Below are 15,302 nucleotides of genomic sequence, written 5' to 3'. Positions count from 1 at the left end.
TGGCGCCAGGCAAAAGCGGCGTGCATTGTGCCCGAAAACAGGGGGCTACGCCAAGTGGCTTGGATTGTCGAGGGGCCTGGAAGGTTGGCGGAGGGCGCTAGGGCCTGTTGATGTTTCGACGTGAGCCGCGTTGCTGCGCCAAATTGCGCCGGGCTAGGCGCGGGATGCAGGTAATGGTCGTTCCCTTGCCAAATCCCGCAACGACGCATGGCGCAATTTGCCGCGCAACCCGAAGGGACGGGCCAGTTTTTGCGCGAACCGTTGTTGCTCAACGGCTCATTTGGGCGACCAAACTTCGCGTCTCGCGCCTAGCTCCGCGCAAAAACTGGCTCCGTCGCGGCCGCGAGCGAAACGTCAACAGACCCTAGGTGAGTAGTGTCCAGCGTTGATTGACGAAGAGTTCGATGGGGCGGTACTGGGTCTTGTAGTTCATCTTGCGGCAGTTCTTGATCCAGTAGCCCAGGTAAACGGCCTCCAGACCCAGGCGCTCGGTTTCGCCGATCTGCCAGAGAATGGCGAAACGGCCGAGGCTGCGGCGCTCCTCGTCGGGGTCATAGAAGGTGTAGACCGCCGAGAGGCCATTGGGCAGCACGTCGGTAACGGCGATGGCCAGCAGGCGATCCTGCAGGCGGAACTCATAGAAGCGAGAGAACTGCAGGTCGCGCACCAGGAAGGTGGCGAACTGATCGCGGCTGGGTGGGTACATGTCGCCATCGGCATGGCGCTGCTCGATGTAGCGCACGTACAGGTCGTAGTACTCCTCGGTGAATGCCGGGCGTACCGAGCGCACGTTGATGTCTTCGTTACGCTTGAGAATGCGGCGTTGCTGGCGATTGGGGATGAACAACGCAGCGGGAATGCGCGCCGGAATGCAAGCCGTGCATTGCTGGCAGTGCGGGCGATAGAGATGGTCGCCGCTGCGGCGAAAGCCCATGTCGGAAAGTTCGGCATACACCTGTACGTCCATGGGCTGACTGGGATCGAGAAACAGGGTGGTGGCCTGTTCGTCGGGCAGGTAGCTGCATGGATGGGGCTGGGTGGCGTAGAACTTCAGGCGAGCCAGCTCGGTCATGGTGGTACCTCGTTAAAGCCTTGCCTCTAGAGTGTAAGCCAGGGTTTTGAGGCCTACCACACGCGTTGGGCAATATCTGTCGAGGTCACAAGTTGTCGGCATTCGCCTGCTGCGTCATGGACGCCAGTCGGCGGCACTGGGTTCGTCCAGATAACGCTGTAGATACTCGGCGAAGGTGGCGCGCGGTATGGCTCTGGCGCCGAAGCTATGCAGGTGTTGCGTGGGCATCTGGCAGTCGATGAGGGTGAAGCCCCATTGTTGCAGTTTGCCGACCAGCGTGACGAAGCCCACCTTGGAAGCATTGTCGGTACGGCTGAACATGGATTCGCCGAAAAACAGGCGGCCCATGGCCAGACCATACAGGCCACCGACCAGTTCCTGGTCCTGCCAGACCTCCACCGAATGGGCGAGGCCGCGCTCATGCAGGCGCAGATAGGCTTGCTGCATGCCGCCGGTGATCCAGGTGCCATCGGCATAATCCCGTGGCGCCGCGCAGGCAGCGATGACGGCAGCGAAGTCCTGGTCGAAGCTGACGCGAAAGCGCTGCTGGCGCAGCAGCTTGGCGAGGCTGCGGGAAACGTGAAGCTCCTCGGGGAACAACACTGTGCGTGGATCCGGTGACCACCAGAGGATCGGCTGGCCGTCCTGGAACCAGGGAAAACAGCCGTGGCGGTAGGCGCTGATCAGGCGTTCGGCGCTGAGGTCGCCGCCGGCTGCCAGCAGGCCATTGGGCTCGCGCATGGCCTTGTCGAGCGGCGGGAATTGCAGTGAGTCACGTTGCAGCCAGGTCAGCATGCGCGGTTATCCGGCGGGGCAGGGGAGGGCGAGCGAACGGCTCGCCCGGTTCTGTCAATTGCTTTCGAGGAACTTCTCGACGTCCAGCGCAGCCATGCAGCCGGCGCCGGCCGAGGTGATCGCCTGGCGATAAACGTGGTCGGCCACGTCGCCGGCGGCGAACACGCCTTCGATGCTGGTGGCAGTGGCATTGCCTTCGCTGCCGCCCTTGATCTTCAGGTAGCCGTCGTGCATGTCCAGTTGGCCGATGAACAGCTCGGTGTTGGGTTTGTGGCCGATGGCGATGAACACGCCGGCCAGCTCCAGTTCCTGGGTGCTGCCGTCGAGGGTGTTCTTCAGGCGCACGCCGGTGACACCCGTCTGGTCGCCCAGTACTTCGTCCAGGGTGTGGTTCCAGTGCAGGCGCATATTGCCGTTCTCGGCCTTGTCGAACAGCTTGTCCTGCAGAATCTTCTCCGCGCGCAGCTTGTCGCGGCGATGCACCAGGTGCACTTCCTTGGCGATGTTGGAGAGATACAGCGCTTCTTCCACGGCGGTGTTGCCGCCACCGATCACGGCCACCACCTGGTTGCGATAGAAGAAGCCATCGCAGGTGGCGCAGGCCGAGACGCCCTTGCCGGAGAAGGCCTCTTCCGACGGCAGGCCGAGGTACTGGGCGCTGGCGCCGGTGGCGATGATCAGCGCATCGCAGCTGTAGGTGCCACTGTCGCCCTTGAGCACGAAGGGGCGGCTCTGCAACTCGGCGGTGTGGATGTGGTCGTAGATGATCTCGGTGTCGAAACGCTCGGCATGCTTCTGCATGCGCTCCATCAGGGCTGGGCCGGTGAGGCCTTCGACGTCACCGGGCCAGTTGTCCACTTCGGTGGTGGTGGTGAGCTGACCGCCAGGCTGGATGCCGGTGATGATCACGGGCTTGAGATTGGCACGCGCGGCGTAGACGGCAGCGCTGTAACCGGCAGGGCCGGAACCCAGGATGATCAGGCGTGAATGCTTGACTTCGCTCATAAAAAAACCCCATAAGCCTTTGTCACAAAAGAGAATGCGTGCTCCAATTGAGCCGCATGGAATCTGCTGGCGGCTATGCTACACCGAAGCATCGCTGCTGCGGGAGCGCCGTCTGATTGCTCAGGTTATGACGATAGGCGGGCAAAACCGTACAATGCCTCCTTTTGCGGCAATTACCGATGGACGCGCCTAGCGCGCAGGATATGGCTGTTTTGAAGAATTCCACCTCGCAGACTCCGGATTGGCGCCTGAAACTTCAGTATCGACTGAAGGAAGGCGCCCTGATCGCCTTGGCAGCACTCTGTTTGTACGTGTTGATGGCGCTGCTCACCTATAGTGCCTCGGATCCTGCCTGGGACAACAGCGTTCAGGTTCAGCGCATCGCCAATGCCGGTGGCAGCATCGGCGCCTGGTTGTCCAGCGCACTGTTCGGCGCGCTGGGCTACTTCGCCTACATCTTCCCGCTGCTGCTGGGTGTCAAGACCCTGCAGGTGTTTCGCACGCGCAATCAACCCTGGCACTTCAATGGCTGGATGTTTTCCTGGCACAGCATCGGCCTGGTGTTCCTGATTCTCTCCGGCGTGGCGCTGGGTGATATCCATTTTGCGGCAGGCCCCGGCATGCAGGGCTCCGGCGGTGGCATGCTCGGTGCCAGCCTGGGCGACCTGGCGGTGCATGCGCTGAACGTGCAGGGCAGTACCTTGCTGTTCCTGGCGCTGTTCCTCTTCGGCCTGACCGTGTTCACCGACCTGTCCTGGTTCCGCGTGATGGATCTGACCGGCAAGATCACCCTCGATCTGATCGAGCTGATCTACGGCGCCATCAGTGGCTGGTGGAGCGCTCGCAGCGAGCGCAAGCAGATGGTCGCGCAACTGCGCGAGCTGGACGAGCGGGTCAACGAAGTGGCGGCGCCGGTCATCGCCGACCGCCGCGAGCAGGCCAGGGTCAAGGAGCGCATGCTCGAACGCGAGGAATCGCTGAGCAAGCACATGAGCGAGCGGGAGAAGCGCCCGGCGCCGGTCATTGCCACACCGCCACCGGCCAAGGCGCCGGAGCCGAGCAAGCGCGTACAGAAGGAAAAGCAGGCGCCGCTGTTCGTCGACAGTGCCGTGGAAGGCACCTTGCCACCGATCTCCCTGCTCGACCCGGCCGAGGCGAAGAAGGTCGAGTATTCGCCGGAATCGCTGGCCGGCGTCGGCCATCTGCTGGAAATCAAGCTCAAGGAGTTCGGCGTCGAGGTGGCGGTGGACTCGATTCACCCGGGCCCGGTGATCACTCGCTACGAAATTCAGCCGGCTGCCGGGGTTAAGGTCAGCCGTATCGCCAACCTGGCCAAGGACTTGGCCCGTTCGCTGGCGGTGACCAGCGTGCGCGTGGTCGAGGTGATTCCGGGCAAGACCACGGTCGGTATCGAGATTCCCAACGAGAACCGGCAGATCGTGCGCTTCTCCGAAGTGCTGTCGACGCCGGAGTACGACGAAGCCAAGTCGCCGGTGACCCTGGCCCTGGGGCATGACATCGGTGGCAAGCCGGTGATCACCGACCTGGCTAAGATGCCGCACCTGCTGGTGGCCGGTACCACCGGCTCGGGTAAGTCGGTGGGGGTCAACGCCATGATCCTGTCGATCCTGTTCAAGTCGAGCCCGGAAGATGCGCGGCTGATCATGATCGACCCGAAAATGCTCGAGCTGTCGATCTACGAAGGCATTCCGCACCTGCTGTGTCCGGTGGTCACCGACATGAAGGAAGCGGCCAACGCCCTGCGCTGGAGCGTGGCCGAGATGGAGCGGCGCTACAAATTGATGTCGAAGATGGGCGTGCGCAACCTGGCGGGCTTCAACCGCAAGGTCAAGGACGCCATCGAAGCGGGCGAACCCATCCCGGATCCCCTGTTCCGCCGCGAGAACATGGATGACGAGGCGCCGTTGCTCAAGCCCTTGCCGACCATCGTGGTGGTGGTGGACGAGTTCGCCGACATGATGATGATCGTCGGCAAGAAGGTGGAAGAGCTGATCGCCCGTATCGCCCAGAAGGCGCGGGCAGCCGGCATTCACCTGATTCTGGCCACGCAGCGTCCGTCGGTGGACGTGATCACCGGTCTGATCAAGGCCAACATCCCGACGCGCATGGCCTTCCAGGTGTCGAGCAAGATCGATTCGCGCACCATCATCGACCAGGGTGGTGCCGAGCAACTGTTGGGCCACGGTGACATGCTGTACATGCCGCCCGGCACCAGCCTGCCGATCCGTGTGCACGGCGCCTTCGTTTCCGATGACGAGGTACACCGCGTGGTCGAGGCGTGGAAACTGCGCGGTGCACCGGATTACAACGAGGACATCCTTGCCGGTGTCGACGAAGGCGGCAGCACCGGCTTCGAGGGTGGCAGTGGCGAAGGCGGCGGCGAGGGCAGTGAGGAAGACCCGCTGTACGACGAGGCCGTCAACTTCGTGCTGGAAAGCCGCCGCGCCTCCATTTCCGCCGTGCAGCGCAAACTCAAGATCGGCTACAACCGCGCCGCGCGGATGATCGAGGCGATGGAAATGGCAGGGGTGGTGACCGCGATGAACACCAACGGCTCGCGCGAGGTCATCGCGCCCGGGCCATCGCGTGACTGAGCGCCCGGCACCGCCTGCCGGGCTTGCGGTCTAGATATTTCGAGGCGGCTGCGGCCGCCAGCAATCCTTCCTTACACGGACTCAAGGGGTTCATATGCGCGTTATCCGCCTGCTACTGCTGGCTGCTCTGAGTTTCACCTGGCTCACCGCTCACGCCGACGAGGACGCGGCCGTCAAGCGTCTGACCGAATTGCTCAATCAGGCGCAGACCATCAGCGCTCGTTTTTCCCAACTGACTCTCGATGCCAGTGGCACCCAATTGCAGGAAAGCGCCGGGCAAATGGTGCTCAAGCGCCCAGGCATGTTCCGCTGGCACACCGATCAGCCGATGGAACAGTTGCTGGTTTCCAACGGCAAGAAGGTCTGGCTGTATGACCCGGATCTGCAACAGGTGACCATCCAGACCCTCGACCAGCGTCTGACCCATACCCCGGCGCTGCTGCTCTCCGGCGATGTGTCGCAGATTCGCGAGAACTTCGACATCGACTACAAGGAAGGCGGCAGCGTGGTCGACTTCATCCTCAAGCCCAAGGCCAAGGACAGCCTGTTCGACAGCCTGCGCCTGTCCTTCCGCAACCGCGTGCTCAACGACATGCAGTTGATCGACAGCATCGGCCAGCGCACCAACATCCTGTTCCTCAACGTGAAGATGAACGAGCCGGTCGACGACAGCCTGTTCAGCTTCGACATCCCCGACGGCGCGGACGTCATCCAGGAGTAAGCCGTGGATCTGTTCGGCCGCCAACCCGTCGCGCAGCCTCTGGCTGCGCGTTTGCGTGCCACCAGCCTGGACGAGTACGTCGGCCAGGAGCACGTATTGGCGCCGGGCAAGCCGCTGCGCGAGGCGCTGGAGCAGGGCGCCTTGCACTCGATGATCTTCTGGGGGCCACCGGGCGTGGGCAAAACCACCCTGGCGCGCTTGCTGGCCAAGGTCACCGACGCGCATTTCGAGACCATTTCCGCCGTGCTCTCGGGGGTCAAGGAAATCCGCCAGGCCGTCGAGGTGGCTCAGCAGCATGCGGCCCAGTATGGCCGTCGCACCATCCTTTTCGTCGACGAGGTGCACCGCTTCAACAAGAGCCAGCAGGACGCCTTCCTGCCCTACGTGGAAGACGGCACGCTGATCTTCATTGGCGCCACCACGGAAAACCCCTCGTTCGAGCTGAACAACGCACTGCTGTCACGGGCCCGCGTCTATGTGCTGAAAAGCCTCGACGAAGCGGCCATGCGCAAGCTGGTCACTCGCGCACTCACCGACCCGAAAGGCCTGGGCGAGCGCCAGTTGCGCCTGCCGGACGAGGCCTTCCAGATTCTCCTGGCGGCTGCCGATGGCGATGGCCGACGCCTGCTGAACTTCCTCGAGAACGCCGCCGACCTGGCCGAGGACGGCGGTGAGATCGATGTCGAACTGCTGCAGAACCTGCTGGGTGACAGCCGTCGGCGCTTCGACAAGGGCGGCGAAGCCTTCTACGACCAGATTTCCGCGCTGCACAAATCGGTGCGCGGCTCCAGCCCCGACGGCGCCCTGTACTGGTACGCGCGCATGCTCGACGGTGGCTGCGACCCGCTGTACATCGCCCGCCGTGTGGTACGCATGGCCAGCGAAGACATCGGCAACGCCGACCCACGCGCCCTGACCCTGTGCCTCAACGCCTGGGACGTGCAGGAGCGCCTGGGCAGCCCGGAAGGCGAGCTGGCGGTGGCCCAGGCCATCGTCTACCTGGCCTGTGCGCCGAAGAGCAACGCGGTGTACACGGCTTTCAAGGCGGCCATGCGCGATGCTGCCGAACAGGGTTCGCAGGAAGTGCCGCTGCACCTGCGCAACGCGCCGACCAAGCTGATGAAGCAGCTCGGCTACGGCGACGAATACCGCTACGCTCACGACGAACCGGATGCCTATGCCGCCGGCGAGGATTATTTCCCCGAAACCCTCGAACCTCGGCAGTACTATGATCCGGTGCCGCGTGGTCTGGAGCTGAAGATCCGCGATAAGCTGCAGCATTTGCGTCAATTGGACGCCAGCAGCCCCAGGCAAAGGAGAAAACCATGATTCGTGTCGCGCTGGCCGTCGCTCTGGGCGGAGCTGTGGGATCGGTGCTGCGCTTTCTGATAGCGAGCTGGTTCGCTGGTTATTGGCCGCGTCACTTCTACCTGGGCACCTTCGCCGTGAATCTCGTCGGCTGCCTGCTGATCGGCCTGCTCTCCGGGCTGTTCCTGACTCGCACCGACCTGCCGCTGGAGCTGCGCACCGGGCTGGTCACCGGCCTGCTGGGCGGCTTCACCACCTTTTCCTCCTTCAGCCTGGAAATCATGAAGCTGCTGGACGGCGGTCGTGCCCCGGAGGCCTTCGGCTATCTGGCCTTCAGTATCCTGGGCGGTCTGTTGGCGGCCTGGGTCGGTCTGAGCCTGGCTCGATTGGCGTCCTGACCCGCTAACAGGCCGTTGAAAAACGTAGGCGAGGCAGGCAAGGCAAGGAAAAAACAGGCGAAAAAGCGCAGTTTACGAGCTGTATATGAGCATTTTGAGTCTGTTTTTAACGCAGCATTGCCAACGCAGGTAGTTTTTCAACAGCCTGTTAAGGCTTTACACTCCACCACCCGCGTCACACTGGTGGCCGTCACCTTATTTCGCCGATGTATTGAGACCCGAACATGCTCGATTCCAAACTCGTCCGCACGCAACTCACCGAAATCGCCGAGCGCCTCGCTACCCGAGGCTTCGCCCTCGATGTCGCCCGCCTCGAGGCACTGGAGAGTCAGCGCAAGTCGGTGCAGGTGCGCACCGAGCAGTTGCAGGCCGAGCGCAACAGCCGTTCCAAGTCCATTGGCCAGGCCAAGGCGCGCGGTGAGGACATCGCGCCCTTGCTGGCCGATGTCGACCGCATGGGCAACGAGCTGGAGGAGGCCAAGCGTGAGCTGGACGGCATCCAGGCCGAGCTCGATCACCTGATGCTGACCATTCCCAACCTGCCGCACGAGTCGGTGCCGGTAGGCGCGGACGAAGAGGGCAACGTCGAAGTGCGCCGCTGGGGCACCCCGCGTGCCTTCGATTTCGAGATCAAGGATCACGTCGCCCTTGGCGAGCAGCATGGCTGGCTGGATTTCGAGACCGCGGCCAAGCTGTCCGGCGCCCGTTTCGCCCTGCTGCGCGGCCCCATCGCCCGCCTGCATCGTGCCCTGGCGCAGTTCATGATCAACCTGCACACCGCCGAGCATGGCTACGAAGAGGCCTACACACCTTATCTGGTACAGGCGCCGGCCCTGCAGGGCACCGGCCAGTTGCCCAAGTTCGAGGAAGACCTGTTCAAGATCACCCGCGAAGGCGAGGCCGACTTTTACCTGATTCCGACCGCCGAGGTGTCGCTGACCAATATCGTGGCCGGCGAGATTCTAGATGCCAAGCAACTGCCGCTGAAGTTCGTCGCCCATACCCCGTGCTTCCGCAGCGAAGCCGGTGCCTCCGGGCGCGATACCCGCGGCATGATCCGCCAGCACCAGTTCGACAAGGTGGAGATGGTGCAGATCGTCGAGCCAAGCAAGTCCTATGAAGCGCTGGAAAGCCTGACCGCCAATGCCGAGCGCGTGCTGCAGGCGCTGGAGCTGCCTTACCGGGTGCTGGCCCTGTGCACCGGCGACATGGGCTTCGGTGCCACCAAGACCTACGACCTGGAGGTCTGGGTGCCGAGCCAGGACAAGTACCGCGAGATTTCTTCCTGCTCCAACTGCGGTGACTTCCAGGCGCGTCGCATGCAGGCGCGCTACCGCAACCCGGAAACCGGCAAGACCGAACTGGTTCACACCCTCAACGGCTCCGGCCTGGCGGTGGGGCGCACCCTGGTCGCGGTACTGGAAAACTACCAGCAGGCCGACGGCAGCATTCGCGTGCCCGAAGTGCTCAAGCCCTATATGGGCGGTATCGACGTCATCTAACCAGAGTCGCAAGCTGCAAGCCCCAAGCTGCAAGACGCGCTTGAAGCTTGTGGCTTGCAGCTTGAGGCTGCTTCATGGAATTTCTTCCGCTTTTTCACAAGCTCAAAGAGCGCCCGGTGCTGGTCGTCGGCGGTGGCGAGGTGGCGCTGCGCAAGGCGCGCCTGCTGGCCGAGGCCGGGGCGCGCCTGCATGTTGTGGCTCCGGAGATCCGCAGTGAACTGCAGGCCATGGCCGGCGAGGCTGGCGTGTTTCTGCGCGGTTACGCCAGTGGTGACCTGCAGGGCGTCGGGCTGGTGATCGCCGCCACCGACGACGAGCCGCTCAACGCGCGTATTTCCGCAGAGGCGCAGGCGCTGGGCATTCCGGTCAACGTGGTGGATGCGCCGGCGTTGTGCAGCGTTATCTTCCCGGCCATCGTCGACCGTTCGCCACTGATCGTCGCGGTCAGCAGCGGCGGGGATGCCCCCGTGCTGGCCAGGCTGATCCGCGCCAAGATCGAAACCTGGATTCCGGCCACCTATGGCCAATTGGCCAACCTCGGCAAGCGCTTCCGGGATCGGGTTAAGCAGCTATTTCCGGATGTACAGCAGCGCCGGGTGTTCTGGGAGGACGTGTTTCAGGGGCAGATCGCCGAGAGCGTATTCGCCGGCAAGCCGGAGGAGGGTGAGCGCCTTCTGGAAGAACGCCTGGCCGGTGCCGCGCCGCGAGCGCTGGGCGAGGTGTATCTGGTCGGCGCCGGCCCTGGCGACCCCGACCTGCTGACTTTCCGTGCCCTGCGCCTGATGCAGCAGGCCGACGTGGTGCTCTATGACCGCCTGGTGGCCCCGGCGATCATCGACCTGTGCCGCCGTGATGCCGAGCGCATCTATGTGGGCAAGCGCCGCGCCGAGCACGCCGTGCCGCAGGAACAGATCAACCAGCTACTGATCGACCTGGCGCGAGAAGGCAAGCGCGTGCTGCGTCTGAAAGGCGGCGACCCCTTCATCTTCGGCCGTGGCGGCGAGGAGATCGAGCAACTGGCGGGCGAGGGCATTCCCTTCCAGGTGGTGCCGGGCATCACCGCCGCTTCGGGCTGCGCCGCCTACGCCGGTATCCCACTGACCCACCGCGACCATGCGCAGTCGGTGCGCTTCGTCACCGGCCATCTCAAGGATGGCAGCAGCAACCTGCCCTGGAAGGATCTGGTGGCGCCGGGGCAAACCCTGGTGTTCTACATGGGCCTGGTCGGCCTGCCGGACATTTGCGCGCAACTGGTCGCTCACGGCCGTGCGGCCAACACGCCGGCGGCCCTGGTGCAGCAGGGCACCACGCAGAGCCAGCGGGTGTTCACCGGCACGCTGGAAAGTTTGCCGCAGCTAGTGGCCGAGCACGAGGTGCACGCACCGACGCTGGTGATCGTCGGTGAGGTGGTCACCCTGCGTGACAAGCTGGCCTGGTTCGAGGGCGCGCAACGCGGGCTCTGATGCCTGAGGAGCGCAGCAGGGCGAATCAATACAGCGCGATCCGCCCCGTGCAATCGACCTAAGGGCGATATACGCCCTTGCCTGGCAGCCGCCCACGGTCATGCGACTGGCTGAAGTCCTGCCGAGGCCCTTTGGGGATGATGCCGGTGGGGTTGATGGTGGCGTGGCTGGCGTAGTAGTGCGACTTGATATGGGTGAAATCCACCGTCTCGGCGACACCCGGCCACTGGTACAACTCGCGCAGCCAGTTGGACAGGTTCGGGTAGTCGAGGATGCGCCGCAGGTTGCACTTGAAGTGCCCGTGGTAGACGGCATCGAAGCGAATCAGCGTGGTGAACAGGCGAATATCCGCTTCGGTCAGGTACTCACCGGCCAGGTAGCGCCGTTCGCCCAGCAGGGCTTCCAGTTCGTCGAGCGTGGTGAACAGCTCGTCGAAGGCCTCTTCGTAGGCCTCCTGGGTGGTGGCGAAGCCAGCGCGGTAGACGCCGTTGTTCACCGCCGGATAGATGCCATCGTTGAGCCGATCGATGCGCTCGCGTAGCGGCTGCGGATAGAAGTCCAGGTCGTTGCCGGTCAGGCCGTCGAAGGCGCTGTTGAACATGCGGATGATTTCGGCCGACTCGTTGCTGACGATGCGCTGCTGCTGTTTGTCCCACAACAGCGGCACGGTAACGCGGCCCGTGTAGCTGGCGTCATCGGCGGTATACCGCTGATACAGGTATTCCAGGTCGTCGAGCTTGTCACCGCTGGAGCCGTGCTGAGGGTCGAAGGTCCAGCCGTGATCGCCCATCAGCCAACTGACCACCGACACCTCGATCAGATCTTCCAGGCCCTTGAGCTTGCGCAGAAGGAGGGTGCGGTGTGCCCAGGGGCAGGCCAGGGAAACGTACAGGTGGTAACGCCCTGCCCCCGCCTTGAAGCCCGATTCGCCGCTGGGGCCGGCGCTGCCGTCGGCGGTGATCCAGTGGCGGCGTTGCGCTTCCTCGCGCTGGAAACGGCCGCTCTTGCCGGTGTCGTACCATTGATCGTGCCAGGTGCCTTCGATCAGCAAACCCATGCTGCCTACCTCTTGCCTGCGAATGAATCTGCAGTCTATCGCGGTTGCTTCGATAGAAAGATGGAAAAACCTGGCTCCGCCTATCGGTCAGCTCGATAAGTGGCGTGCGTTCCAGCGCTTTTCCGCCTCGCTGAAGGCCGTATCGCGGCCCAGGCCCAGGCCACGCAAGGCCAGCGCCATGGTCGCCAGAATGGCCAGGCGGGCATAGTCGTCCTCGGCCTCGCCGCGCCAGACGGCCAGCAGGTGCTCGGCATCCAGGCGCTCGGGTTTGACGTGGCGCTGCGCTGACAGCGCGGGCCACTCTTCATCCCAGGCCTCGCCATCACCTGTGCCGTAGAGGTGGCAGGCGGCGTCCGGGTTGACCTCGATCTCGCCGCCTTCGCCCTTGATGACGATGGCATGATCACCCAGCAGCCGGCTGGCCTCGCGGTGCACGGCCTGGTAACCGGGGTGGAAGATGCTTTGCAGACCGCAACGGGCCGCGAGCGGATTGATCACCCGCGCCAGGGAGTGAATCGGCGAGCGCAGACCAAGGGTGTTGCGCAGGTCGATCATGCGCTGCAAGGGCGCCATCCAGTCGCCCAGATAGGCGAAAGCCAGGTTGTGCCGGTCGAGGCTTTCTGCAACCGCCTGCCAATCCTGGCAACGCGGGATATCCAGGCGCTGCAGTAGCTGCTCGCTATACAGGCGCCCGGCCGTGTGGGCGCCGCCGCCGTGCATGAAGATGCGCACGCCGCTGGCGGCGAGGGCCTTGGCTGCCAACAGATACCAGGGCAGGTGGCGCTTCTTGCCAGCGTAGCTGGGCCAGTCCAGATCCACGGCAACGCCTGGCGTGGGCAAGCGCTGACGGATCGCCTCGGTGAAGCCGGCCAGCTCCTCGGCGCTTTCCTCCTTGTGTCGCAGCAGCATCAGAAAAGCGCCGAGCTGGGCGTCCTCGACCTGTCCATCGAGCAGCATGCCCATGGCTTCGCGCGCTTCTTCGCGGGTCAGGCCGCGTGCGCCGCGTTTGCCCTTGCCGAGAATGCGCACGAACTGAGCGAAAGGGTGTTCGGCGGGGGTGATCAGGTTCATAGGCAATTGGTCGGTTTCGGCAGGCCGGCGAGCTTGGCGGCGAGTTTGGCGGGGGTGCCCTTGAACAGGCGATTGAGGTGCAGGCTGTTGCCTTTTTCCGTACCCAGTTTCAACGCCACGTATTTGATCAGCGGGCGATTGGCTGGCGAGAGCTGGAATTCGGCATAGAAATCGCGCAGTAGCTGAAGGATTTCCCAGTGCTCATCGCTCAGTTGCAGGTCTTCGCCGTTGGCCAGTGCCTCGGCGACCGGGCGTGACCAGTCCTGCAGGTCGACCAGGTAGCCGTCCTTGTCCAGGGCGATTTCGCGTCCACCGACGTTCAGCGTGCTCATAACCAGCTATTGACCTTGGCGTAGCGGGTGCAGAGTTCGACGAACCCGGGGTAGTCCACTGCCTGCACCCGCTCCGGTGCTTGCAGGCCACGGGCGGTGAGGTCTTCGTCCAGGGCATGCAGGGCAATGCTGGCCGGCATCAGTTGCAGCGCCTGCAGATTGGCCGTGCCGGGTTGCAGCGCGTAAACCGCATCGCCGCTGAGCAGCAGGGCATCACCTGCACCGAGCAGACGCAGGCAACTGGCCAGACGGCTGTCGGCGAACGGCGAATGGGAAAGAATGTGCAGGGTGGCCATCAGAGGGTGATCACCTGGTCGTAACGGTCGAGAAGGGCGGTCAGCGCGCTATCGTCCAGGTGCTGCACCGCAAGGTTCAGTTCGGCCTCGCCGAGGCCGCGCTCGTTCAGGCTGCGCTGGCTGGCGTACAGATCCTCGACGCCGAACATCGGCAGGGCCTGCAGGTTGGCACCGAGATCCTTCTGTTGCAGCGCACCGGGCTGCTGGCCGGTGCTCAGTTGCAGCACGCCGTCATCGAGAAACAGCAGGCCGATGGGCAGATCGAAGGCGCCGCCGGCCAGGGCGATATCCAGTGCCTCGCGAGCGCCGGGGCCGCTCCAGGGGGCCTGACGGCTGATGATCAACAGCGATTTGCTCATCAATGGCCTCCGAAACAGATCAGGCGGTCGGCCTGTTGCGCCGCCTCGTGCAACTGGCCCAGACCGGACAGCTCCCAAGGCGCCTGCAGGTTGGCGGCAGGGCGGGCGTAACGTTGCGCTTCCGCCTCATCCAGAACGCCCCGGCGCAGCGCCGCCGCGATGCAGACCACGGCGTCCAGCCCGTTGGCCGCGACGAATTCGCGCCACTCCCTGGGCATATCCAGCTCATCCTGCGGGCTGACCACATTGCTGGCGGCGCTGTGCACGCCATCCTGATAGAAGAACAGGCGGACGATTTCGTGGCCACCCGCCAATGCCGCCTGGGCGAAGCGCAGGGCGCGGCGCGAGGCGGGCAGGTGAGGTGCGGCGAACAGGGCGATGGCAAACTTCATGGGGCGTCCGACAGCTCAAAACTGCGGCAATGATAAGGCCTGGCAGGTGCCGCGCACAAAAAGAAAAGCCCGCCGAAGCGGGCTCAGAGGGGGACGAAACCTGTCAGTCGTCACCACCCATGATGCCGAAGATCTGCAATAGGCTGATGAACAGGTTGTAGATCGACACATAGAGGCTGATGGTGGCCATGATGTAGTTACGCTCGCCACCGTGGATGATGGCGCTGGTCTGGAACAGGATGCACACCGAGGAGAACAGCACGAAGCCGGCGCTGATCGCCAGTTGCAGGCCGCTGATCTGGAAGAAGAAGCTGGCCAGCATCGCGCCGATCAGCACGAAGAAGCCGGCGGTGATGAAGCCGCTGAGGAAGCTCATGTCCTTGCGGGTGGTGAGCACATAGGCGGACAGACCGAAGAACACCAGTGCGGTCATGGAGAACGCCGAGGTGATCACCTGCGCGCCGTTGGCCATGCCCAGATAGAGGTTGAGGATCGGGCCGAGGGTATAGCCCATGAAACCGGTCAGGGCGAGGGTGGAAACCAGGCCCCAGGCCGAGTCACGCAGCTTGTAGGTGAGGAAGAACAGGCCGTAGAAGCCGATCAGCACCACGAAGAAGTTCGGGTACGGCAGGTTGGCGCGCTGGCTGAGAAAGGCCACCAGACCGCTGAAGGCCAGGGTGATGGCCAACAGGCTGTAGGTGTTGCGCAGCACGCGGCTGACCTCGATCTGGTCGGCCTGCGAGTGGTTGAGTACATAATCTTGCTCTTGCATGGCGACACTCCTGGTAAGTACGAGGGGATCCGTAATCCGATTGCTCCGGATCATAACAGAGCTTACCCAAGTGCCAAGACAGAGAGTTTGACAGTGTGTTGCGTTCCGGTAAGATTGCCGCCCGCATCGCTGCGCAGGTATGCA

The 15,302-nt window shown here is 63.6% G+C and carries 16 protein-coding genes; 6 read left to right on the top strand and 10 right to left on the bottom strand.

The genetic code is table 11. The features are described 5' to 3' along the window. Positions 1-364: 364 nt before the first annotated feature. The 3 genes from ACSVIK_RS10645 to trxB form a co-directional block, all read right to left on the bottom strand. Positions 365-1,072: an arginyltransferase gene (locus ACSVIK_RS10645; protein ID WP_442444302.1), complete on the bottom strand. Its 708-nt coding sequence runs from the start codon at positions 1,070-1,072 to the stop codon at positions 365-367. Positions 1,073-1,186: 114 nt separating this feature from the next. Continuing rightward, complete coding sequence (gene aat, locus ACSVIK_RS10640; protein WP_442444301.1) at positions 1,187-1,867, bottom strand: leucyl/phenylalanyl-tRNA--protein transferase; 681 nt, start codon at positions 1,865-1,867, stop codon at positions 1,187-1,189. 54 nt (positions 1,868-1,921) lie between these two features. Next, a complete protein-coding gene (gene trxB, locus ACSVIK_RS10635) occupies positions 1,922-2,872 on the bottom strand; it encodes a thioredoxin-disulfide reductase (protein WP_442444300.1) in 951 nt (316 codons plus the stop codon). Positions 2,873-3,075: 203 nt separating this feature from the next. Here trxB and ACSVIK_RS10630 point away from each other — a divergent pair, with 203 nt between their 5' ends. The 6 genes from ACSVIK_RS10630 to cysG all read left to right on the top strand — a co-directional run bounded on the left by ACSVIK_RS10630 (position 3,076) and on the right by cysG (position 10,879). Continuing rightward, positions 3,076-5,487 (top strand): DNA translocase FtsK, encoded by a 2,412-nt coding sequence (locus tag ACSVIK_RS10630; RefSeq protein WP_442444299.1) that lies wholly within the window; start codon positions 3,076-3,078, stop codon positions 5,485-5,487. Positions 5,488-5,581: 94 nt separating this feature from the next. Then, a complete protein-coding gene (gene lolA / locus ACSVIK_RS10625) occupies positions 5,582-6,208 on the top strand; it encodes an outer membrane lipoprotein chaperone LolA (RefSeq protein ID WP_442444298.1) in 627 nt (208 codons plus the stop codon). 3 nt (positions 6,209-6,211) lie between these two features. Then, on the top strand, positions 6,212-7,537 hold the full coding sequence (locus ACSVIK_RS10620; RefSeq protein WP_442444297.1) for a replication-associated recombination protein A: 1,326 nt from the start codon (positions 6,212-6,214) through the stop codon (positions 7,535-7,537). Beyond that, on the top strand, positions 7,534-7,914 hold the full coding sequence (gene crcB, locus ACSVIK_RS10615) for a fluoride efflux transporter CrcB (RefSeq protein ID WP_442444296.1): 381 nt from the start codon (positions 7,534-7,536) through the stop codon (positions 7,912-7,914). The genes ACSVIK_RS10620 and crcB overlap by 4 nt, the downstream gene beginning before the upstream one ends. 224 nt (positions 7,915-8,138) lie before the next feature. Further along, positions 8,139-9,416, top strand: coding sequence for a serine--tRNA ligase (gene serS / locus ACSVIK_RS10610; protein ID WP_442444295.1), 1,278 nt, complete (start codon positions 8,139-8,141; stop codon positions 9,414-9,416). Between the two features lie 74 nt (positions 9,417-9,490). Beyond that, positions 9,491-10,879, top strand: coding sequence for a siroheme synthase CysG (cysG, locus tag ACSVIK_RS10605; protein ID WP_442444294.1), 1,389 nt, complete (start codon positions 9,491-9,493; stop codon positions 10,877-10,879). A gap of 58 nt (positions 10,880-10,937) precedes the next feature. Here the strand turns inward: cysG and ACSVIK_RS10600 are convergent, their stop codons facing one another. From ACSVIK_RS10600 to ACSVIK_RS10570, 7 genes are all read right to left on the bottom strand, one after another. Then, complete coding sequence (locus ACSVIK_RS10600) at positions 10,938-11,936, bottom strand: glutathione S-transferase family protein (protein WP_442444293.1); 999 nt, start codon at positions 11,934-11,936, stop codon at positions 10,938-10,940. A gap of 87 nt (positions 11,937-12,023) precedes the next feature. Further along, positions 12,024-13,007: a glycosyl transferase family protein gene (locus tag ACSVIK_RS10595; RefSeq protein WP_442444292.1), complete on the bottom strand. Its 984-nt coding sequence runs from the start codon at positions 13,005-13,007 to the stop codon at positions 12,024-12,026. Then, positions 13,004-13,339, bottom strand: a complete 336-nt coding sequence (locus tag ACSVIK_RS10590) for a TusE/DsrC/DsvC family sulfur relay protein (RefSeq protein ID WP_442444291.1) — start codon at positions 13,337-13,339, stop codon at positions 13,004-13,006. Before ACSVIK_RS10590 ends, ACSVIK_RS10595 begins: the two co-directional genes overlap by 4 nt. Then, positions 13,336-13,635 carry a sulfurtransferase complex subunit TusB gene (gene tusB, locus ACSVIK_RS10585; protein WP_442444290.1) on the bottom strand — a complete coding sequence of 100 codons (300 nt, stop codon included), beginning with the start codon at positions 13,633-13,635 and terminating at the stop codon, positions 13,336-13,338. The genes ACSVIK_RS10590 and tusB overlap by 4 nt, the downstream gene beginning before the upstream one ends. Next, positions 13,635-13,994 (bottom strand): sulfurtransferase complex subunit TusC, encoded by a 360-nt coding sequence (gene tusC / locus ACSVIK_RS10580; RefSeq protein ID WP_442444289.1) that lies wholly within the window; start codon positions 13,992-13,994, stop codon positions 13,635-13,637. Before tusC ends, tusB begins: the two co-directional genes overlap by 1 nt. Next, the gene (gene tusD, locus ACSVIK_RS10575; protein WP_442444288.1) at positions 13,994-14,386 is read right to left on the bottom strand and encodes a sulfurtransferase complex subunit TusD; all 393 of its coding nucleotides are present in this window, start codon (positions 14,384-14,386) and stop codon (positions 13,994-13,996) included. The genes tusC and tusD overlap by 1 nt, the downstream gene beginning before the upstream one ends. 103 nt (positions 14,387-14,489) lie before the next feature. Beyond that, positions 14,490-15,158 carry a Bax inhibitor-1/YccA family protein gene (locus ACSVIK_RS10570; protein ID WP_442444287.1) on the bottom strand — a complete coding sequence of 223 codons (669 nt, stop codon included), beginning with the start codon at positions 15,156-15,158 and terminating at the stop codon, positions 14,490-14,492. Positions 15,159-15,302: the final 144 nt, after the last annotated feature.

This window comes from Pseudomonas sp. NCHU5216 (genome assembly GCF_052156495.1).
Lineage (GTDB): Bacteria > Pseudomonadota > Gammaproteobacteria > Pseudomonadales > Pseudomonadaceae > Aquipseudomonas.
The sequence above is the reverse complement of the archived record's forward strand: the minus strand, read 5'-3'. Positions and strand labels throughout refer to the sequence as shown.